This window comes from Salinibacillus aidingensis, from assembly GCF_039522525.1.
Lineage (GTDB): Bacteria > Bacillota > Bacilli > Bacillales > Alkalibacillaceae > Salinibacillus > Salinibacillus aidingensis.
Window position 1 is genome coordinate 384547 of sequence record NZ_BAAADO010000003.1, and the last position, 21404, is coordinate 405950.

Annotated in this window: 24 protein-coding genes; 14 read left to right on the plus strand and 10 right to left on the minus strand. The window is 39.4% G+C overall.

Features of this window, described 5'->3' with window-relative positions:
* The first annotated feature begins 74 nt into the window (after positions 1 to 74).
* Together ABD006_RS08825 and spxA are read left to right on the plus strand one after the other, a co-directional pair.
* A complete protein-coding gene (locus tag ABD006_RS08825; RefSeq protein ID WP_343839857.1) occupies positions 75 to 653 on the plus strand; it encodes a GNAT family N-acetyltransferase in 579 nt (192 codons plus the stop codon).
* A gap of 271 nt (positions 654 to 924) precedes the next feature.
* Positions 925 to 1320 carry a transcriptional regulator SpxA gene (spxA, locus tag ABD006_RS08830; RefSeq protein ID WP_343839859.1) on the plus strand — a complete coding sequence of 132 codons (396 nt, stop codon included), beginning with the start codon at positions 925 to 927 and terminating at the stop codon, positions 1318 to 1320.
* Positions 1321 to 1461: 141 nt separating this feature from the next.
* Here the strand turns inward: spxA and ABD006_RS08835 are convergent, their stop codons facing one another.
* Positions 1462 to 2139, minus strand: coding sequence for a TerC family protein (locus ABD006_RS08835; RefSeq protein ID WP_343839860.1), 678 nt, complete (start codon positions 2137 to 2139; stop codon positions 1462 to 1464).
* A gap of 277 nt (positions 2140 to 2416) precedes the next feature.
* Here ABD006_RS08835 and mecA point away from each other — a divergent pair, with 277 nt between their 5' ends.
* The 4 genes from mecA (at position 2417) to pepF (ending at position 8300) form a co-directional block, all read left to right on the plus strand.
* Positions 2417 to 3115, plus strand: coding sequence for an adaptor protein MecA (gene mecA, locus ABD006_RS08840; protein WP_343839862.1), 699 nt, complete (start codon positions 2417 to 2419; stop codon positions 3113 to 3115).
* A 384-nt stretch (positions 3116 to 3499) separates the two neighbouring features.
* Positions 3500 to 5008, plus strand: coding sequence for a cardiolipin synthase (cls, locus tag ABD006_RS08845; RefSeq protein ID WP_343839864.1), 1509 nt, complete (start codon positions 3500 to 3502; stop codon positions 5006 to 5008).
* Positions 5009 to 5178: 170 nt separating this feature from the next.
* Positions 5179 to 6375: a competence protein CoiA gene (locus ABD006_RS08850; protein WP_343839866.1), complete on the plus strand. Its 1197-nt coding sequence runs from the start codon at positions 5179 to 5181 to the stop codon at positions 6373 to 6375.
* A 116-nt stretch (positions 6376 to 6491) separates the two neighbouring features.
* Positions 6492 to 8300: an oligoendopeptidase F gene (pepF, locus tag ABD006_RS08855; RefSeq protein ID WP_343839868.1), complete on the plus strand. Its 1809-nt coding sequence runs from the start codon at positions 6492 to 6494 to the stop codon at positions 8298 to 8300.
* Between the two features lie 673 nt (positions 8301 to 8973).
* Here pepF and ABD006_RS08860 read toward each other — a convergent pair.
* From ABD006_RS08860 to ABD006_RS08870, 3 genes are all read right to left on the minus strand, one after another.
* A complete protein-coding gene (locus ABD006_RS08860; protein ID WP_425542204.1) occupies positions 8974 to 9873 on the minus strand; it encodes a ClpXP adapter SpxH family protein in 900 nt (299 codons plus the stop codon).
* Positions 9870 to 10274, minus strand: a complete 405-nt coding sequence (locus ABD006_RS08865) for a globin domain-containing protein (protein WP_343839870.1) — start codon at positions 10272 to 10274, stop codon at positions 9870 to 9872. Before ABD006_RS08865 ends, ABD006_RS08860 begins: the two co-directional genes overlap by 4 nt.
* Positions 10275 to 10440: 166 nt before the next feature.
* A complete protein-coding gene (locus ABD006_RS08870; protein ID WP_343839871.1) occupies positions 10441 to 11010 on the minus strand; it encodes a CYTH domain-containing protein in 570 nt (189 codons plus the stop codon).
* A gap of 169 nt (positions 11011 to 11179) precedes the next feature.
* On the opposite strand from ABD006_RS08870, the gene yjbM reads away from it, so the two are divergent.
* Genes yjbM through ABD006_RS08885 form a run of 3 tightly spaced genes read left to right on the plus strand, consistent with a single transcriptional unit; the run spans position 11180 to position 13545 of the window.
* Positions 11180 to 11812, plus strand: a complete 633-nt coding sequence (gene yjbM / locus ABD006_RS08875; protein ID WP_343839873.1) for a GTP diphosphokinase — start codon at positions 11180 to 11182, stop codon at positions 11810 to 11812.
* A 28-nt stretch (positions 11813 to 11840) separates the two neighbouring features.
* A complete protein-coding gene (locus ABD006_RS08880; RefSeq protein WP_343839875.1) occupies positions 11841 to 12644 on the plus strand; it encodes an NAD kinase in 804 nt (267 codons plus the stop codon).
* Positions 12631 to 13545 carry an RluA family pseudouridine synthase gene (locus ABD006_RS08885; protein ID WP_343839877.1) on the plus strand — a complete coding sequence of 305 codons (915 nt, stop codon included), beginning with the start codon at positions 12631 to 12633 and terminating at the stop codon, positions 13543 to 13545. Before ABD006_RS08880 ends, ABD006_RS08885 begins: the two co-directional genes overlap by 14 nt.
* On the opposite strand, the gene prpE is transcribed toward ABD006_RS08885, so the two are convergent.
* Both prpE and ABD006_RS08895 read right to left on the minus strand, forming a co-directional pair.
* Entirely contained in the window at positions 13542 to 14285 is a 744-nt protein-coding gene (prpE, locus tag ABD006_RS08890; RefSeq protein WP_343839878.1) for a bis(5'-nucleosyl)-tetraphosphatase PrpE, read from the minus strand. The genes ABD006_RS08885 and prpE overlap by 4 nt on opposite strands.
* 120 nt (positions 14286 to 14405) lie before the next feature.
* Positions 14406 to 15575, minus strand: coding sequence for an FtsW/RodA/SpoVE family cell cycle protein (locus ABD006_RS08895; protein ID WP_343839879.1), 1170 nt, complete (start codon positions 15573 to 15575; stop codon positions 14406 to 14408).
* A 355-nt stretch (positions 15576 to 15930) separates the two neighbouring features.
* Between ABD006_RS08895 and mgtE the strand changes: the two genes are divergently transcribed.
* The 5 genes from mgtE to ABD006_RS08920 all read left to right on the plus strand — a co-directional run bounded on the left by mgtE (position 15931) and on the right by ABD006_RS08920 (position 18799).
* A complete protein-coding gene (mgtE, locus tag ABD006_RS08900; protein ID WP_343839880.1) occupies positions 15931 to 17298 on the plus strand; it encodes a magnesium transporter in 1368 nt (455 codons plus the stop codon).
* 83 nt (positions 17299 to 17381) lie between these two features.
* On the plus strand, positions 17382 to 17792 hold the full coding sequence (locus ABD006_RS08905; RefSeq protein ID WP_343839881.1) for a CotO family spore coat protein: 411 nt from the start codon (positions 17382 to 17384) through the stop codon (positions 17790 to 17792).
* A gap of 128 nt (positions 17793 to 17920) precedes the next feature.
* The gene (locus tag ABD006_RS08910; RefSeq protein ID WP_343839882.1) at positions 17921 to 18163 is read left to right on the plus strand and encodes a hypothetical protein; all 243 of its coding nucleotides are present in this window, start codon (positions 17921 to 17923) and stop codon (positions 18161 to 18163) included.
* A 59-nt stretch (positions 18164 to 18222) separates the two neighbouring features.
* Complete coding sequence (locus tag ABD006_RS08915) at positions 18223 to 18417, plus strand: hypothetical protein (protein WP_343839883.1); 195 nt, start codon at positions 18223 to 18225, stop codon at positions 18415 to 18417.
* A 103-nt stretch (positions 18418 to 18520) separates the two neighbouring features.
* Positions 18521 to 18799: a hypothetical protein gene (locus ABD006_RS08920; RefSeq protein WP_343839884.1), complete on the plus strand. Its 279-nt coding sequence runs from the start codon at positions 18521 to 18523 to the stop codon at positions 18797 to 18799.
* Between the two features lie 17 nt (positions 18800 to 18816).
* On the opposite strand, the gene ABD006_RS08925 is transcribed toward ABD006_RS08920, so the two are convergent.
* The 4 genes from ABD006_RS08925 to ABD006_RS08940 form a co-directional block, all read right to left on the minus strand.
* A complete protein-coding gene (locus ABD006_RS08925) occupies positions 18817 to 19491 on the minus strand; it encodes a DUF421 domain-containing protein (RefSeq protein ID WP_343839886.1) in 675 nt (224 codons plus the stop codon).
* Positions 19492 to 19611: 120 nt separating this feature from the next.
* The gene (locus tag ABD006_RS08930; protein ID WP_343840307.1) at positions 19612 to 20034 is read right to left on the minus strand and encodes a GNAT family N-acetyltransferase; all 423 of its coding nucleotides are present in this window, start codon (positions 20032 to 20034) and stop codon (positions 19612 to 19614) included.
* A gap of 9 nt (positions 20035 to 20043) precedes the next feature.
* A complete protein-coding gene (locus ABD006_RS08935; protein WP_343839888.1) occupies positions 20044 to 20559 on the minus strand; it encodes a YjcG family protein in 516 nt (171 codons plus the stop codon).
* A 92-nt stretch (positions 20560 to 20651) separates the two neighbouring features.
* Complete coding sequence (locus ABD006_RS08940; RefSeq protein ID WP_343839890.1) at positions 20652 to 21380, minus strand: alpha/beta hydrolase; 729 nt, start codon at positions 21378 to 21380, stop codon at positions 20652 to 20654.
* Positions 21381 to 21404 lie beyond the last annotated feature (24 nt).

Genomic DNA, 21404 nt, shown 5'->3' on the forward strand with positions numbered 1-21404 from the left:
AATCCCGGAAATATTTCACTTTTACAAGAGGTTTCGTTATAATAAAAAAGGACAAATGGAGAAGGAGTAGATTTATGAACTGGTATGAAAAGCTCAGTAAGTATTTTCCCGTTGAGGAAATGAAATCAAAAGAGCATATGGAAAGACTTCTTGAAGAAAAAGGAGACGTCTATTATAAGGATGAGGGTGAGCATCACGTTATGATGTATGCGGAGTTTGACACCTTCATTTTTATTGATTACGTCTATGTTTCCAGTGCTTCCAGAGGAAAAGGGATTGGGCATCAATTGATGGAGAAGCTGAAAGAAAAAGGGAAGCCCATCATTCTGGAAGTGGAACCCATTGATTATGAAGATACGGATACAGAAAAGCGACTGCATTTTTATCAAAAAGAAGGGTTTCAGCATGCAAGATCGATAGGTTATACAAGAAGGTCATTGGCAACAAATGAAATAAATGAAATGGAAATTCTTTATTGGTCCCCTGAACATGAAACAGAAGAAGAAATTTTTGAGAAAATGAAAAAGATGTATAAAAGTATTCATACCTATAAAGATAAAGAATTCTACGGTGAATCCTATGAGCCTGTTGATAAAGTACTGACCTTTGATGAGAGCAGAAATGACAATATCTTTGACGAACTGGATGATTAAATTTCTGAGCGAATTGAAAAAACCTCCCGCCTGAATGATAATGAACGTTTGTTATTTCTCCCTAAAAAATGGTTTAGGGGATGAGATAATAGGGAATAATAACTAATAATAGTGGCGAAATATTGAACAATATTTAAACAATTCCAATACCCTCTATCCTCATTTATCATTTTGTAGTATACTTAGTATGTAGTATTTTAGATTATATTAATTATAATCTAATAAAACTTTTTTTGTTTCTGGAAGCAATCCTTTTAAAGGAGTGAAACATATGGTAACCTTATTCACATCTCCAAGCTGCACATCTTGTCGGAAAGCAAGAACCTGGCTTGAGGAGCACGATATTCCATTTAAGGAACGAAACATTTTCTCTGAATATTTGACCATTGATGAAGTCAAGGAGATACTGAGAATGACTGAAAACGGGACAGATGAAATCATCTCTACTCGTTCAAAAGTGTTTCAGGAATTAAATGCGGACTTAGATCAACTGCCATTGAAGGATTTAATTGATTTAATACAGAAAAATCCTGGACTTCTTCGTCGCCCGATTATTATGGATGAAAAGAGACTCCAGGTAGGGTATAACGAAGATGAAATTCGTCGATTCCTGCCTCGAAAAGTACGTTCATTCCAGCTGAAGGAAGCGCAAAGACTTGTCAATTAATTAAAGTTCAGGGAAATGAAATTAAAAGGTCCGATTCCTTACATTCATATATATGAGAGGCTAACTGCCACTCATGTATATGAAAAGAATCAGACCTTTTTTCTTTTAATCAGACCTTTTTTCTTTATTCAGGTACTTTCATTATTTAACGGTTTTGATTTTACGCTGATCAACGTTGTAACCAGTGATAATGACAAACAGGATCATTACGATTGGAAGTATATAGTGGAGTATGCTGAACTGCTCAAAAATTGGCTGCAATCGTTCCTCGCCAAGGATCATCTCACTTGCTGTGTAAGCCAGAATACTTGCTCCAATATAAACCAATACAGGGAATTTCTCCATTGTAAATAGAATAATTTTGCTTCCCCAGATGATAATAGGTACCGAGATGATTAAACCAATGATAACAAGGATGATGTTTCCGCCGGATGCACCTGCAAGCGCAATGACATTATCAAATCCCATAACTACATCTGCAAATACAATCGTTTTGATAGCTGAGAGCAGGTTATCACTGCCCTTAATATCCGGGTCGTCCCCGTCATCTGTAAGTAAATGGATAGCAATATAAACAAGAAGAAGCCCTCCGACAAATTGTAAAAATGGGATTTGTAATAGATAAAGTGCTACGGCAGTTAACAAGATTCTGATACATATAGCTAAGCCTGTCCCCCAAATAATCGCTTTATTCCGCTGGCTTAAGGGGAGATTACGACTTGCAAGTGCAATGACAATGGCGTTATCACCACCGAGGACCAAATCAATACCTATGATTGCAATAATGGACTTAATGAATTCAAAATCTAAAAATTCCATGGATAATACCTCCCCAAACAGGTGACAAATAGAGTGAAATACGGTAAAATAATAAATCAAACCTTAGCACATAAGGAGCATGATGTTTAGCTTTTTAAATGCAGGGTAACTAATTTGTAAGGTTTAGATATATGGACTCACGTTTGTTTTTTAAAGAACGAGCAATATAATTTTCATTTTATTTAGTTTTATCATAAAATATAACAAAAGTAGTTTATTTTAAGGGGTTAGTTTTCCCTTCAATTGATAAATGAAAACCAGAAGGGAGAGTTTTAAAATGGAAATCGAGCGTATTAATGAAAACACAGTCAAGTTTTACATCTCCTATATGGATATAGAGGATCGCGGTTTTGATCGTGAAGATGTCTGGTATAACCGGGAAAAAAGTGAACAGCTCTTCTGGGAAATGATGGATGAGGTGAATGAACAGGAAGAATTTACTGTAGATGGTCCATTATGGATTCAAGTACAGGCAATGGATAAAGGCCTTGAGATTATTGTTACGAAGGCCCAGTTATCCAAGGATGGCCACAAGCTTGAGCTTCCAACTGATGAAGGAAAGTTATTGGATTTACCAATAGATGATAAAATGGAATCATTATTAGATAAAGGCCACTTTTTGAATGGTGAGCAGACAGACACAGAGGATCAGGATGAGGAAAATGAGGATGATCAGGAGGAATTTTCCATTGTTCTGAAGTTTACCGATATTGAAAACGTCATACAGTTAGGTCATTCCATCCGTGATTCATTTGTATTTCATGATGAACTTTATCACTATGATCAGGCCTACTATTTGTTTATTCAGTTCAAAGATGATTTGCTGGACGATGATGAACAGGAAGATGTCATTAGCCACATGCTCGAATATAGTGAAGAAAGCAGTATGACCATTCACCGATTAAGTGAATATGGGAATCAGATTTATGAGCAAAGTGCATTGGAACAAATCAAAACCCATTTCCCTAATTTATAGAGGTTCAAGGACATTCCAAAAATATTGGAATGTCTTTTTTTGTGGTTCTAAAATATATATGGGGGTGGGGGAGATAAGGGAAAAACTCTCTGAGTAAATGGTGATAAGGATGTATGATGCTTGTTTTTATTGAAAAATTACATTAGATTAGAAGTGTGAGGTCATTAATCTGAAACAATATTCCAGCTAAAATCGTAGAGGAATTTATCACGTATTAACTGGCCGTAATACCCCCACTTCAGGTTTTGGGGGTACCCCAACAAGACGAAGTGGGGGATAAACGGCCAGTAAAAACCTGATAAGTCAACTAACCATCAGTGGGGGATGGAGAAAACCCCCTACTGATGGAAGTTTCACTTTATAACAGTTAAGGAAGGTCTATCTATGTTTAAACGTATTCAACTTTTCGTATTCTTGATTATGGTCGTCGGTTTTCTCTATATCGTAACCGAATTCTGGGGAAGTTGGATTGTTACGGCTTATTCTATTTTTATATCCATATCCGTCGTTTTTATCTCGTTTTTAATTTTTATTGAGAATCGTAATCCCAGTCAGACTTTAAATTGGCTGCTTGTTCTGGCCGCCTTCCCGGGTGTTGGTTTTTTCTTTTATCTTTTTTTCGGTCAGAACTTTCGTAAACGTAAAATGTTTAAGCAAAAGGCTGAATTGGATCTGAGAGCGTTCAGGCAGGTTGAGGGCAGTCGCTTTCTGAATCAGAGAGAACTTAATCATTTGGGAGATTACCAGCGACAATCCTTTCGTCTGGCTCAGAGGCTTGGACATTCTCCTATTTCATTTCATACGGATACAAGAGTTTTAACAAATGGTTCCGAGAGTTTTCCTGCTATGCTGGAAGAGCTGAAGCAGGCGGAACACCATATTCATTTAGAATTTTATATTGTAAGAGATGATCAATTGGGAAATGAATTTAAGGATGTCCTGGTAGAAAAAGCGAAAAATGGCATCGAAGTTCGTTTCCTTTATGATGCAGTAGGGAGCTGGGAGCTTTCTAATGGTTTTAAAGAGGAACTGAAGCGTGCAGGTGTGGAAATGGTTCCTTTTTCTCCGGTTAAACTGCCATTTCTGAACAATAAAATTAATTTTCGTAACCACCGAAAAATTGTTGTGGTTGATGGAAAAATAGGGTTTGCAGGTGGATTAAATATCGGGGATGAATATATTGGCCGAAACAAGTACTACGGGAATTGGCGTGATACCCATTTATATGTTCGTGGTGAAGCGGTGCGAAGCCTTCAGACGATTTTTCTGCAGGATTGGTATTATATGACGGGAAAAGCTTTGCTGAAGCCTGCCTACTTATCCCCTGAATACATCATTGAAAATAAAGGGGGAGTTCAGCTCGTTGCGGGTGGACCGGATACGGAATGGGAGACCATTAAAATGCTGTTCTTTTCTCTCATGACATCTGCACAGCAGTCAATCTGGATTGCCTCACCCTATTTTATTCCGGATACCGATATTCTCTCAGCCATTAAAACGGCTGCTCTGAGTGGGGTTGATGTGAAACTGCTCGTTCCCAATCGGCCGGATAAAAAAATCGTTTTTTATGCTTCTCAATCCTATTATCCTGAGCTGTTAGAAGCGGGCGTGAAAATTTATCGTTATAATGAAGGGTTCCTACATAGCAAGGTCATGATTGTCGATCAGGAACTGGCATCCATAGGAACGTCAAATATGGATATGAGAAGCTTTCACCTGAATTTTGAGGTCAACGCCTTTCTTTATAAGACAGACAGCGTAGAGCAGCTTGTAACGGATTTTGAGAAGGATCTTCAGCATTCCACTCAGCTGGAACATTCCAGATTTTTAAAGCGCCCGATTTTTATGAAAATATACGAGTCAACCTGTCGGCTCTTATCACCACTATTATAATTTAACGAAACATGTATTTCTCGAAATGAGAGGTACATGTTTTTTTAATTACTCTAGTAAAATTTCAGATTTTATACGTGTTCCTGCCTTATACAAAAGCAAAATAGTCTTTTTACAGATAAGATTTCGTTGTTTATTCTAAGTGAAAGGAATATTCAGACGGAGAGGTGATGGATTTGTTAAAAGCTGTAGATAAGAATGGAACACCTATATTACTTATCAATAAAACCAGGCAGGAGCTGGCAGATTTAAGACAGGAAATCTTTTATTGCCCTCAATGTAATGAACAGGTATTTATCAGGGCAGGGGAAAAGGTGATGCCTCATTACGCGCATTTCCAGCAAAGCTCCTGTCCTAATCGTCATAATGGGGAGGGGGATTACCATTCGAAAGGAAAAGCTGCTTTATTTCAGTGGTTTTCTACTCAAGGAATACCAGTGGAATTGGAATATTATCTCTCTGCTATCCGGCAGCGTCCTGATTTGCTGGTGAAATGGAATGATTGCTACTTTGCTATTGAATATCAATGTGCTGTGATTTCACCGACAATTGTCAGGGAGCGTACAAGGGGATACAGGAAAGCGGGGATTTTTCCCATATGGATACTTGGAGAAAACCGGTTAAAAAGAAGAGGGACCAGCCAGATTAAAACTACATATTTTGATTCCTTATTTATTCAGAAGTTCACGCCTGATACCCAGCCCCAAATCCTCTTTTATAATCCTGTAACCGACCTAATGACCTCACTCGTTTCCCCAAGCCCAATAAAATCCAGAATGTATGGCCGCTTACATTCATGGGTTCTGTCGCATTCAGGTTTTCAGCACTTCTTTTTAAAATCCCAGGTTCTGAATCATCAAATATATGAATATTGGTTAAATGAGAAGAAGAGATTCCGTGGTCTGCGAGCCAAATATGCAGGTTCATCGGACAGGCGGTTTATTTCCTGGCTATATTCAAAAGGACTGCATCCCCAATACTTACCGTCAGAGATTCATTTGCCCGTAACCCATCATTTCTTAATTGAAACACCTACGTATATATGGCAAAGCAAAATTTTATTGGAAATTATTAAACCTTTATCAGTTGGGAAAACTTTTATGTATAATGAGGTGCAATCCACCTTACAATCCATACAAATAAGACGTCCACTGGCATCCATCTATCTCGAGGAATCTGTGGCTGTTATAGAGTATTTGTATCTGCTGGAAAGGCTTCAGATCCTTTCACGTGTAAATGAATATACTTTCAGAAAGGAGAAAGAGGTTGTATTTCCCCGGACTTTGGAAAAGGCTATAAACAGGGATTCCCAATTATTGAATCAATTAGTAAAGTTGGAAAAACAAACCCGACTTCATGTAAAATAGATAAATGAGGATACAGGATGACTTGCAGGATAGATGATTATTGTATACCCATTTATCACGCATGAATTGGCCCCCACTGATGGAAGTTTCACTTTATAAGAAGGAGGACATTGACCGTGGCGAAAAATACAAAAGAATTGCCAAAGAGAGAAGACATTCCAGAAGAACGCACCTGGAAGCTGGAAGATATATTTGAAACGGACGAGGCCTGGGAAAACGAATTTAAAGAAATACAGAACCTTTATCCGAAAATGACTGAATTTCAAGGCAAAATTACAAACTCTGCTGATCAGTTATTAGAGATGCTAAAGCTGCAGGATGAAATATCCAACCGATTAGGAGAGCTGTTTACATATGCGCACATGCGGTATGATCAGGACACAACCAATTCCTTTTATCAGGAGTTAAACACCCGTGCTGAAACATTGATCACGCAGGCTTCAAGTGCAATGAGTTTTATTGTCCCTGAATTATTGACATTAACCGAGGATCAGGTTAAAGCGTTTTTATCTGAGAATGAAGAGTTAAAGACTTACGAGCATTATCTGGAGGATGTTCTGCGGCAGCGCCCACATATCCTAAGTGAAAAAGAAGAAGAGCTTCTTGCTGAAGTTTCAGAGGTTACAAGCAGTCCTGAGCAGACATTTGGAATGCTGAATAACGCGGATATAGATTTTCCTTCTGTAAAAGATGCAGACGGAAATGAAAAGGACCTTACGCATGGACGTTTTATTCAGTTTATGGAATCTAAGGATCGTAATGTAAGAAAAAATGCCTTTGATGCTATGTATGATACTTATGGAAAATACAAAAATACCCTTGCTTCTACACTTAGTGGCGCGGTGAAACGGGATAACTTTAATGCTAAGGCCCGTCATTATGATTCAGCAAGACAATCCTCACTGGATGCCAACAATATTCCGGAGAGTGTTTATGATAATCTGGTGGAAGCGGTAAACGATAGAATATCATTGCTTCATCGCTATGTAAGCTTACGCAAGCAGGTATTGGATGTAGAGGAACTGCATATGTACGATTTATATGTTCCTCTCATTGATGATGTGGATATGGAGGTAAAATATGATGAAGCCAAGGAATATGTTCTAAATGGATTGGCCCCATTAGGTGAGGAATATCAGGAAATCCTGAAACAAGGTTTTGAGAGCCGCTGGATCGATGTTGAAGAAAACAAAGGGAAAAGAAGCGGTGCCTATTCCTCAGGCGTTTATGGAACCAACCCATATATCCTGTTAAATTGGCAGGATAACATTAACAATCTCTTTACGCTTGCCCATGAATTAGGGCATTCGCTGCACAGCTACTATACACATAAGCATCAGCCCTTCCGTTACGGCAACTATTCAATTTTCGTAGCTGAAGTGGCATCTACCTGTAATGAAGCGTTATTGAATGATTATCTGCTAAAGAATACGAATGATAAAAGAGAGAAGCTTTACCTGTTAAATCATTTCTTAGAAGGCTTCCGCGGGACAGTATTCCGTCAGACAATGTTTGCTGAATTTGAACATGATATCCATGTTCGTGCACAGAACGGAGAAGCGCTAACTGCAGAAAAAATGACCCAGCTTTACTATGACCTTAATAAAAAGTACTTCGGTGACGATATAACGATTGATGATAAAATTGGTCTGGAATGGGCTCGTATTCCTCATTTCTATTACAATTATTACGTTTATCAATATGCAACAGGCTATTCGGCCGCAACAACACTTGCCTCTCAAATCCTGAATGAGGGAGATGAAGCTGTGGAAAGGTATTTAAACTATCTTAAAGCAGGAAGCAGTGACTATCCAATCGAAGTTCTGAAGCGTGCCGGAGTAGATATGACTTCCAAGGATCCAATTCTGTCAGCATTAGACGTATTTGAAGAAAAGCTCAATGAGTTTGAAGAGCTTTTAAAGTAAATGATTGAATGAGTATAGTCACTTTCAAAAAAGAATCAAAAAAGTCCCTGTTGAGCAAGTAGCTAACAGGGACTTTTTTTGTCCCGAAAAGGGTGTTTTTGATGTTTTGTGACTAACGATTCTATGGGGCACTTCCGCCTCTGTATTGTCAGAGTAACCTTCTCCTTTTTCCACGATATGCTTTCCTGAAAACGAAAGTATAAATGAGCATATAGGTGGAAATAAACAATAAAGGTAAGGTAATCAATCGTGGGACCATGTTCATCATACCAAGGAAGTTAAGCCAAAGCATAAACAGGAAAATACCTGATACAATGATGAGCTGAATTTTCATGCTGATCACCTCTCGTTTTTGTTAAAATATATGCTAGTACAATCGCATACATAACAGAAAAATGAATATTTTTAATGGCTGCTCAATTATTTTGTGACAGATGTGTGAAATAGTTCACCAATCTATTGCGTTCATTGGACATCCTTGTTATTATATATACGTGAAAGATATCACAATTTAAACAAAACCCCTTTTGTTTGTAGTGAACTTTCTCCCAACCCCCTTTGTCTTGATGAAATAAAAAGGAAGGATGATTATAAATCATCCTTCCTTTTTTACTAATTATTTTTTTCACGCATTAACTGGCCTTAATATCCCACTAATATCCCACATAAATGCTTAATTTCCGATATAACGCCAGAATGTATCATACTTTGCCGGCATTTTTTCTACCAGCCTCTTTATCTGAAGCTTTTTCATTTCCTTTTGTGTCTGTTCACTGCTCCAGTTAAAAACAACGGAAATTTCCTTGGAAGCCACAAAATGGTAGTATTTTAAAAACTCTTTTAATGGCGGTTTTACAGCTGGATTTGGCTCTGATCCGAGCATTTCAAATAATACCTTTACATAAACGTCGTATGGATAAAGTCCTGATACTTTTATGCCTTCCTGTTCATCAGACTGATTAAATAAAACAATCGCCGGTATTTCGTCAACTTCCATTTCCCTTGTAAGCTTTAAATCACACTGTAAGGCTTTTTTTGCTGTTTCACCTGATAAATCCTTCTGAAATTCTTCGAGGTCAAGATTCACTTCTTTAGCACATTGGATCAGAATTTCGTCATTGGATATATTTTCTTTATTTACAAACAAATGCTCCTGGAGCTTACGCAAAAAGGAAGCTCCGGCTTTTCCGCCCTGGAGCTCTGCTGCCTTAATAGCAATGGAGGGCAGCCAAGGTAAAGAAACAGGGTTTTCCAGCCATAAGTCTCCGTCACAGCTCATTCCAGTTCGACTTGCTGTTCGATTCCAGGCTTTAGCCAAGTCTTTTGGATTCTTCGTTTTAGCAAGGTTCAGGGAACTCAGCTTTCCACTTATAATCGGTTTAATTTTAAAGAAGCGTCCATATTCGAGCCTCAGTTTTTTTAGATAGGGCTCCAGTGACCAGCATTCAGGGCACAATGGGTCAATAAATGTATAAATTTCAATTGGTTTATTTAATAAGTCAGAAAAACCATACTGGGTATTATCAGTTTTTGGTGTGCTGCTGGTTGTTGCCCCAGTACTTTTGCGAATCACTTGGATTCTCCTTTCTCATTCTCAGGTGTGTTCATCATGTGGGTTGCGGTCATAGAAAGCTTTTCTAACATTACAGTACGATAGGGTTCTTCAATGCTGGCTTCCTCTAAAGCATTTGTCATACAGTCTACCCAGGCATTTCTTCTTGCAGGGGTAATTTCAAATGGTATGTGGCGAGCTCTAAGTCTAGGATGCCCTCTTTCCTGTGAAAATAAAGGAGGACCACCAAAAAACTGAGTTAAAAACATTTTCTGTTTCCTTGCAGTCTCTGTTAAATCATCAGGAAATATCGGAGTAAGCTTTGGATGTTTTCCTACTCTCGCATAAAAAGCCTCAACAAGCTCTTCAATTTTTTTATAGCCACCAATAGCGTCGTAGATATTGCCTTGTATATCACGCATGGTTATACTTACCCTTCTTCCCGTTATTTTATATTGAAATTAAAAAATGAATGAAAAATGAATAAAGGGAGATTTATTCATCAACTGTTCTATAACAACCTAAGCTTCTTGAGTCTATTGTAGCAACCTTGTTTTGATTCTGGCAACTCATCTGTTTTATCACGCATTAAATGGCGTCAAAGAAACGTTGAATTTTATTTTTGGTTGGTTTTTCTTTAATATTAAAGTCACGAAGAAGCTGGTCAAATACTTCTCGCCCGTATTCAAGGCCGGGGGCTTCAAGTTCCAGTTCAAAATCCTCAGTGTCTGCGTAGAAACTATGATCAAATACGAGAAGACAGGTACGCCATTCTTTCTCAAGTCGTAACGTTTGAAGCTCGCCCATGTATTTTAATTGGTCAACAGGGATTTCCAGCGCTGTAAGTCGTTTTTTTATATTTTCAGGTATCAGCATTGTTCCGTTCTGACAGCTTGTTAAATCGTCGTTGGATATGTCGGCATGCGTTTCAAGCAGTCCATCTGGATGTGGTTCCTTTAAAGTAAATTTGTAATTTCCGTTTTTTTCCCGTATTCGTAAGGCTGAACCCTTTTCCTTCAAGTGGAGGTTATCCGTTTCGAAATAATGATTTACTTGCTTAAAAGCTGTTTGTTCATTAAGATGAAAGGCATCCAGGAGATTATGATATTCAGCTCTGGTTAACATATTTTTAAATTCAATTTCAATTTCCTCATGCATAACATTCAGCTCCCGTAACAAAGTATATGCATCATTATGGACATTTCAGGACAGCATGTAAAGCGAAGATGACCGAATGAATAACTGATAGAATAAACAGATTATGATACAATAAGATTCGATGTAAAAGCTATGTTCGGATGACTGTGAGATGAAGGTGGGATTTAATGTGAATTGGGAAGTACTGCTTGCCCCGTATGCTCAAGCAGTAGATGAATTAAAGGTGAAACTTCGCGGAATGCGGAAACAATATGAAAATGAGTCCAGTCATTCTCCTATTGAATTTGTTACTGGCAGGGTCAAGCCCATTTCGAGCATTATCGATAAAGCCAGGCGAAAGGAACTCCCCATTGATCAAGTGGAAAATGAGATCCAGGATATCGCAGGCTTACGTGTTGTCTGTCAATTCGTTGATGATATATATGCTGTGGTAGAAATGTTAAGAAATCGCAAGGACTTTATTATTTTGGAAGAAAAGGACTACATATCTGATAAAAAGGAAAGTGGCTATCGTTCTTATCATATGATTATTCATTATCCGGTTGAGACGATAAAGGGAGAAAAAATGCTCTCCGCTGAATTACAGATCCGGACCTTAGCCATGAATTTCTGGGCAACGAATGAGCATTCGTTAAACTATAAGTATTCCGGGCAAATACCAGTTGAAATCCAGAGCCGGCTTAAGCGGGCAGCGGAAGCGGCTTTTCGATTGGATGAAGAGATGTCAGCAATTCGTCATGAAGTACAAGAGGCACAAAAAATTTTTCGCAAAAAAAAGGAACGGGATAATCGTGAAACGTGAGAATTGGGGAAAGGGGTGACAGGCAGATATGAAATTTGCCATTCAATGTAAAGGAGATCAGACTTCCAGGGAGATTAAATTAAAGATTAAAAATTACTTACAGGAATTCAATTTGGAATATAACGAACAAGAGCCGGATTTAGTCATTTCCGTTGGCGGGGATGGAACGCTCCTGGAAGCCTTTCATTCCTACAACCACCGTCTTAAGCAAACCGCTTTTATAGGGATTCATACTGGACACTTGGGTTTTTACGCAGATTGGCTGCCAAAGGAATTGGAGAAGCTTATTATTGAAATTGCCCGCACACCATTCCAGGTTGTGGAATATCCCATTCTTGATATTAAAATTCATCCCAAGAACGGCGAAAGTGAAGATCATTACTTAGCCTTAAATGAAGGTTCTGTGAAAACATCAGAGGGATCAGTCGTTCTGGATGTTGAGATAAAAGGAGAGCATTTTGAAACCTTCCGTGGAGACGGGTTATGCATTTCAACCCCTTCCGGAAGTACAGCCTATAATAAAGCATTAGGAGGAGCCATTATTCATCCTTCGTTAGAGGCGATACAGATTACAGAGATGGCCTCCATTAATAACCGGGTGTTCCGTACGGTAGGTTCACCACTTATATTACCGAAGCATCATACGTGTATGTTAAAACCGCTGAATGATCGAAGCTTTTTAATAACCATTGATCATCACACATACTCCTATAAAGATGTTAAAGCGATTGAGTGCAGAGTAGCGAAAGAAAAAGTGAAGTTTGCCCGTTTTCGCCCATTTCCGTTCTGGAAAAGGGTGCATGATTCATTTGTGGCTGATGAGCGTCAATAAAGCAGGTGAAACGAAAATGAAATGGACAATTGAACATAAACATGAGGGGATGCTCGTACGCGATTACTTAACTTCGGTACGGGCATTTTCACGGCGAATGATAAAAACCGTAAAATTTTCGGATGGTATTAAAGTGAATGGCTGCTCTGTTACGGTAAGGTATAACCTGACAAAGGGAGATCTTCTCGAAATTTCCTTCCCTGAAGAGCAGGAGAACAGTCGGCTTGGGCCTATGGAGATTCCTTTGAATATCGTTTATGAAGACCGGGATGTCCTGGTATTGGATAAACAGACCGGTATTCCGGTTATGCCAAGTCCCCATTCGAATGCCGGATCGATTGCGAATGGACTTGTAGCGTATTATCAAAAACGGGGAGAAAAGTATACAGCACACATTGTGACAAGACTTGACCGTAATACTTCCGGGTTAATGCTCGTTGCCAAGCATCGGTTTAGTCATTCACAGTTATCCTTTCAACAGCAGCAGGGAAAGGTGAAGCGGGTTTATATCGCTATAGTGGAAGGTTTTATGGAGAAGAGACAGGGTGAAATTCATGCGCCCATAGGACGAAAGGAAGGCTCGATTATTGAGCGGGAGGTTCGAACCGATGGGCAGGAGGCAATCACCCTGTATGAAGTGGAAAAGGAATATGCCCCGGGATTTTCCTGTGTCAATGTTTCGCTTCAGACAGGGAGGACACATCAGATTCGTGTCCACTTTTCGTGGATGGGTCACCCCCTTTTAGGTGATGACCTGTATGGTGGTCCTGTAGACAGAATGAATCGCCAGGCTTTGCACTGTCACGAGTTGACCTTTTATCAGCCTTTTAAACAGGAGTGGCTTCATTTTACTTCCGGATTCCCGGATGATATGAAACAGCTTATTCCTGAACAGAATTAATCCTCAAATGAACGGAATTTCTCTTCAATATAGGGCTGGTTGGAAGAAACTGAGACCAGCTTCTTTTCGGGTAAACGGAAGGCGGTAAGCTTTCCGCCGAACACGCAGCCCGTATCAATATTTGCAGTTTTTTGCTGAAAACGGGGCTCTTTTACAGGGGTGTGGCCATAGACGATCCACTGATCACCTCTGTAATGCTTTGCCCAGTCACGTCTCTCAGGTCTGCCCTGTTCATCTGTTTTTCCAGTGATATCTCCATACAAAACAAAGGTCTTTACTTTTTTTCCCTGCTTACCAATCATTTCTTCTTTTATTCCGGCATGTGCAACAACTGCATGGACTTCAGGAAGTCTTAAGTATAACGGTGCACTTTCGTATAACTCCATGAACTTTGCTTTTATGGATGCCTTCTCTTCCATAGTGCATTGCTCATATTCTGCGACCGTTGTCTCCAGTCCATGCTTCTGTTTAACTGGATTACCGAGAAAATATCGGTACAGCTTATCACAATGGTTGCCGGGTATATATTTTCCTTTCTGCTTTCCAATAACCAGTTGGTATACCAATTCAATGACATCCAGAGAATTTGGTCCTCTGTCCGTTAAATCCCCTAAAAATACAGGAATACGTGATTCTGGATGTTCGGGAATCCCATTGGTCCACTGATAGCCGAGCTTCGTCAACAGCTCCGTTAATTCCTCATAGCATCCATGAACATCACCAATGACATCAACCTTCATACGCCTTACCTCCTGAATATATAAAAAGAGTGGAAGACAATAGTATCTTTCCACTCCATGCTTCATCTAATAAATCCTTTAGCACGTTAATGCTTTAGTGAATGTGGGGACAGTCCCCGACTAGTCATCAAACATATAGCTCCGGATGCGTGAACGGATGTTTAAAATGAGTCCTATTGCCATCATATAGGCAATCAGGGAGCTTCCGCCTGCACTGATAAATGGAAGAGGAAGGCCTGATATGGGGAGGATTTTTAGTGACATCCCGATATTCTGGATCACCTGATAGGTAATCATGCCAACCACTCCCGCACAAATATAGCTTCCGAATGGATCCTTGCAGGCAAGAGCTGTCTGTATAATCCGGTAAATTAAAAAGAAAAACAAGATAATAACAATACTTGAACCGACAAATCCAAACTGCTCACCGATAACTGAAAAAATCATATCAGATTCCCTGACTGGAATATTGGTTACATCAAAGTTATCAAACCCTTTACCAAACAATTGTCCGGATCCAATCGCAAGGAGGGTATTATTAATTTGATAGCCGGACCCCTGAACATTTTGCTGAGGATCAAACCAGGCTTCCAATCTCTCGAATACGTGACTGAATATCGTATCATTCAAATAGTTCTGGACAAAATCGGGAAATAAAAAATACAGGCCAATGAAGGCGCCGATAATGAGTCCAACCAAACCTGTGATAACCAGCAAAATTCGCCAGCGTATACCAGATACTAAAATCATAAAGGCAACAATACAGGTCAGAACAACAGCTGATCCCACATCAGGCATACCAAATACGATCAAAACGGGGGGCAATGTTACAAGCCCAACCTTTGCAAGTAACCAGACATCATCTTTAAATCCAGGGTTTAACCGCTTCTCATTGTGGGTGGTGATGACGTGTGCAACAGTCAATATCAAAATAATTTTCATAAACTCGGCTGGCTGCACCGTCCCAACTCCAAGATCGTACCATCCCCTGGCATTGTTTAATTCAAGGGAAAACGGCAGAAAATAAACCCCTGCTAATGCAAAGAGTCCAATACCGTATAAGATCCAGGTCATTTTCCGGTAGTTGTCATAATCCAAAAACATCATCGCACCTATAACAATAAATCCTAATACATACCATATAATTTGCTGTTTATAAAAAATGGTATTAGAGTCTGTTAAAAGAATATCCTGCACTGTATATAATGAAATAACACTTATAGCTCCAAGTGCAAGAATAATAAATATTAAGATGTAATCAATATTAAACCGTTTATTATCCTTTTCCATTTTAATTCCCTTTCTATGGTAAAAAACAAAGAAGTTGGACATGATTCGCTAAAATATACATTCTTATTCTATTATATATTGTTCATGAAAATTCACGATTCGTCAATTATAAATATAGACGTCCCACAAGTTGACAAACCCTACAGACCGTTTTACGATAAAGTGAAACTTCTATGAGGGTTCACTGATGATTAGTTGAACTCATCAGGGATTTACTGGCCGTTTATCCCCCACTTCGTCTTGTTGGGTTGCCCTCAAGACTTGAAATGGGGGTATTACGACCAGTTAATGCGTGATAAAACGGTTCCGATGAAAACATACGGGAAACGAAACAGAACTAAGGGGGCTGTAACCTATGGAAAAGTTAGATGAACATACCCTCCCGCACTGGTGGAAAGATGTACAGAAGGCACTGGAAACTGAAAATATAGATGAATTTCGTTCTGAATTCATCAATCTTCACCCGTATGATCAGACACAAATCTTTTTGGCTCAGGAAAAAAAGGAACGAATGCTGATTTATACATACTTGTCACCAGAAGAAATGGCAGATATCCTGGAAAACATTGAATTAGACCGGCTTGATCCGATATTAACGGAAATGGATGCCCGTTATGCTTCTCAGGTATTGGGGGGGATGGCGACGGATGATGCCGTTGATGTTCTGAATACGCTGGATCAAAATGAAGTGGCAAGCTTTTTAACGATTATGGATAAAGAAGATGCTGAAGATATAAAAGGCCTGCTTCATTATGAAGAGAAAACAGCCGGAAGTATTATGACAACCGAATTTGTAGCCATTGAAGCGGCCATGACGATTCGGGAAGCAATGGTACACCTGCGGAACGAGGCACCAGACGCAGAAACCATTTATTATGTCTATGTCGTCAATGAAGATAAACAGCTTGTTGGAGTCATATCCTTACGAGACCTGATTATTTCAGAAGAAGACAGGGCCATATCAGATGTCATGAGTGATCGAATAGTATCCATATCCGTTGGAGAAGACCAGGAGGAAGCGGCTAAGATGATGCGTGACTATGATTTACTTGCGCTTCCTGTTGTGGATTTCCAGCAGCATTTATTAGGAATTATTACGGTCGATGATATTATGGATGTTATGGATGAAGAGGCAAGCGAGGACTATTCAAAGCTTGCGGCTGTATCGGATATGGAAACCCCTGATACAAGTGCATGGATGGCTGCAAAAAAAAGACTTCCATGGCTGATCGTTTTACTATTTCTGGGTATGCTTACCGCAAATTTAATTGGTCAGTTTGAGCAGGCGCTGACCAAGGTTCCCTTACTTGCCGTATTTATACCGCTCATTGCAGGGATGGCAGGAAATACCGGTACCCAGGCATTGGCCGTTGCGGTACGTGGAATTGCCACAGGGGAATCGAGGGCAGATGGAAAAATACGAATTTTGCTGCGTGAAGCGATGACCGGTTTAATTACGGGTATATCCTGTGGTGTGGTCATTACAGCGGTAATCTATCTGTGGCAGGGAGAATTTTATCTTGGATTGCTGGTAGGACTTTCAATTTTAGGATCATTGGTTGTAGCAACCATTGCCGGTTCGTTTATTCCATTGTTAATGCACAGACTTCATGTTGATCCTGCAGTGGCTAGCGGACCTTTTATTACAAGTATTAATGATATTATCTCCATTTTAATTTATTTTGGAATGGCTACCCTGTTTATGGATATGTTAATTTCCTGATGAAAATAGGGGTAATAGCACACACGAAGTTGACCTGGCATATAGTGGAGGGTAGAAAACCATTTAAGAGAAGGGGAGAAATTATGTCCACTAACGATAAAATGGCACAGAGTCCTCTGCTATATATCACTCAGCCGAGGGATGTCCGTGTACAGGCCAGTATGCAGGAGTATTCTGTTTATAAGAAAAAAACACAGAATCAAAAGAAAGATCCGGAACAAGGGGAGGAAAAAGTAAGCGGGGAAGAGGCTGAAACAAAGCTTGAAGATAAAAAATTCCGCGACATGACGGTAGAAGAGAAAATCAGCTACTTAACCCGCCTGCCTTCCCAGATGCCGAAAATGAAATGTGAAGTTCTTACTGAAGATCAGCGTTATCGTGGTCTGATTCAGGACTTTAATGATGACACGATTCGAATGAGAACGGTTCAAAAACCTTACCGTGTTGAACTTAGCCTTTCAGACATTGAAGATGTAAAATTAATGGGCTTCTAAAAGGAATCATTTTACAAAGGTATGGTAAACAATTTCCCTGATTTAGGACATTTAACCAAACACCGGGGAGTACAAACGCATAGACTGTATCTTGAAATGACTACTATCTTAAAGGAGTTGAAGTCCATATGTCTGATCGTAAAAGAGAGATTCATGTTAAAGACTTAGTCATTAAAGCAGATAATGTGGTATTTGAACCACCAAGAAGACGTTCGGCCGATCCATTTTTCGGACCGCCACGCCATCAACAGGAAGAAAATGAAGCAGAATCCAATACAGAAGTAGATGTAGACGTGGATGTGGATGTAAAACAGGAGGATGACTCAGAGGACGAAAGAGAAGGAAGACGCCCACCATTCTCATGGATCTAAACCAAAGGACAGTCTCAGTAAATGAGACTGTCCTTTTTCATTCAGGAAAGGAAGTTATTATGAAAGAAAAGGATCTAATTCGATTTCTTGACGCATTTGAACGTTTTCTCGGACGGAATGAACACTGGCTTCAAAAACCAGAGGAAAAAATTAAGCAATTTGAAAAAGATATGAACGAATGGGATCAGGACTTTATAAAACAAATCGGCAGTGTAGAGAAAATCATAAAAGAGCTGGAAAAAAGAATGGAATGACAAAAATCAGCAAACTTTTTTTGAACCATCCATTACAATGATAGAAAGCAGGCTTACACTCAGGCCTGCAAGGGTATAGATAAATAAGAAGGGAGTGTTATTTATGGGGTACATTCTGCCGATGCGACCTCTGCAGTATGACACTTACCATCAGCGAGTAAACAAAAAGGAAAACGGACCCTATATCATTGAAAAACCTCACCAGGTACTTCATCATAAACTGAACAGCCACGAATATCGCTCGACCAGATATATAAAGCCCGCTAAATTATATTCAGAAACAGGATCAAAAGAGGGAATAAACAATATCCCTGAGACAGCTGCCCGTAAGCTCGTAGCTGGCTTAACCGGGAAAGGGAAGCATATAGACAAAATTGTTTAGAACGAAAAAAGGGGAGGTTAATATGCCTCCACATATAAACCTTCCCCTTCTTTCCATTCAGCGTAGAATACTTCCCTATAATCCTTTATTTCCTGTTTGGAAAGTTCGTCCTTTAACTGGTCTTCTGTAAGCTGAACCTCCTTTAAATTGTCCTCCACAACCTCTCCGTCCAAAATGACACTGTAAGGGAGAGCCACACTTTCCGGTTTTGCATTTACATCGGCGCGCGTCGCCTGCTGCTGCATGGACTTTTTCAGTACTGAAATCGTGCCATCTGTTTCAAAAATGGCAAATTCAACATCCTGAATGGAAAATGTATCTTTGGAACGCAATAAATGCTGTAATTGATTCAGATCCAATTTCGCCTTTTTCATTTGATCTCTTTGCAGTTTGCCATTGCGTATGACAATAGAAGGTTTCCCTTCCAGAAGTTCTCTTGACTTGGACACCTTTTGCGTAATCATTTCAGTTATGTAAATGAGGGACCCCCATAGCAGTACAGCGTATAAAATAGCGAGTATACCCGCATTTTTATCAAACAACGCATTTCCCACTAATTCACCGAGAATCAGTGCGGCAATAAAGTCAAAGGCAGTAATTTGTGTAATCTGTGATTTTCCTAAAATTTTTGTAAGTATAAATAAAGCAATAAAACCAACAATGGAATCAATGGTTAAACTGACAAAATTCATATGTATCCCAACCTTTGTTTAACAATTCTTCCGTACATTTTTTTAGTTTGCTCAACCGGCTGGTTTCCATACAAAATGACATAAAAAAATGACTAACCTGTTTAAAGTTAGTCATTTCGATTAAAGAGTTTTCACCATGGTGACATGCGGGATTCCTGCATCCATAAATTCATCTGAAATCGTTTCGTAACCAAGTGACTGATAAAATTTCTCTGCGTGGGTCTGGGCATTGAGCTTTGATTTCCTGATATGATTTTCTTTTATGACTTCTTCCATAGCTTCTATCATTTGTTTCCCAAAATGCTTTCCCCGTTCCTCTTTTAACACACAGATCCGCTCCAGCTTGCCGTAATCGTCAGCATACCGGAGACGACTGGCAGCAACAGGCTCTCCGTATTTATATCCAACGAAATGAACGGCGTTTTGGTCATGCTCATCCATTTCGAGTTCAGGAGAAACGCCCTGCTCATCAATAAAAACAATTTGCCGGACTTTATAGGCATCCATTAATTGATCATCATTTTGAACAACGTGAATCTGCATGTGGCTCATTTATTTTGTCTCTCCAAATTTAAAGGTTTCGTATACGGTCCAGGAGCCATTTTCTAATTGATAGAGAAGCTGAAAACGGTCAATGGTTTCTTCAATATCAAACTGATGCATTTTCAGGCTGCCATAAACATCTGAGTGTTCCTCAGTGGATAAATCCTGACCAATCGTAATGTGGGGAACGAAAGCAAATTGACGTTCATTCGGGAATTTTTCACTATACAGTTTGTCACTGAGTTCGACCAGCTCCTCAACAGGCTGAACCTTTAAATAGACGGTATTGGTAACTGGATAGAAGGAGCTGACTTTATTAATAATTAAGGGGAATGGTTTCGTTTCCTTTGCTACATTTCTAAGTTCCTGTACAATATCATCAATCTGAGAATCTTCAGCATCAAAGCGTTCCTTAATCGTCACATGAGGAGGGATTAATGCATAGCTGGGGTCATAACGCTTACGATATGAGTTGGCAATATCCTGAACCTCTTTTGATGGAAAAACAGCAATTCCATATTTCATAAATGGTCCTCCTTTAAATCCTTTTGATCCTGTTTAACAGTGAAACTATTTCTATTATAGCAAAAAATAATCCTTCATTTCTAAAAATTTCATCATGATTTTCCAAATGTGGAAATGATGGCGTCAGGTAAATCCTTTTGCCATGTCTTCCATGTATGACCACCTGGTCGTTCATGATAGGTATACGCTGAAGTTTTTATCTGAATCAGCTGGCTTAATTGCCGGTTCGGTTCCAGAAAATTTTCTGTCCCGCCGGTTGTGGTTTGTACCTCTGTTTCTTCCTCACCGATTGTGTGATAGATTTTGATTAAAGAAAGATTGTCGGATGCTTTTGCTGCTTCCAAAACTTTTTCATTTACATATGGTGATTGCATAATGACGTTTCCAAATGTGTTTGGGTAGGTAAGAGCTGTCAAAAAAGAGACGGTTCCTCCCAGAGAATCTCCCATTAATGTACGGGCAGCTCCGAGATAATAGCCGGGCAGGATGTCATCCAGCAGCGGGACAACCTCAAACCGCAGAAATTTTATGTATGGATTGTTTTTATGACCATCAGGGTGATATTTTGCCTGACGATCGTACTTATCCTTATAGTGTATTCCCACAAAAATCGTAGTATGGATTTCACCTTTTTCATGCAATCGATCGCTAAGTGTCGCTGCACGTCCAAGCTGATAGTAGTCATTGCCATCCTGCATAATGCAAATATGGTATTTATATAAAGTGGAAAAATTTTCAGGCTGATAAATTCTTAAAGTTATGGTCTCTTTTAAGTACTGGCTATGGATATTTCTATCAAACATTGTACCCTTTCTGCCCATGTTTACACCCCTTGATTCTGATAG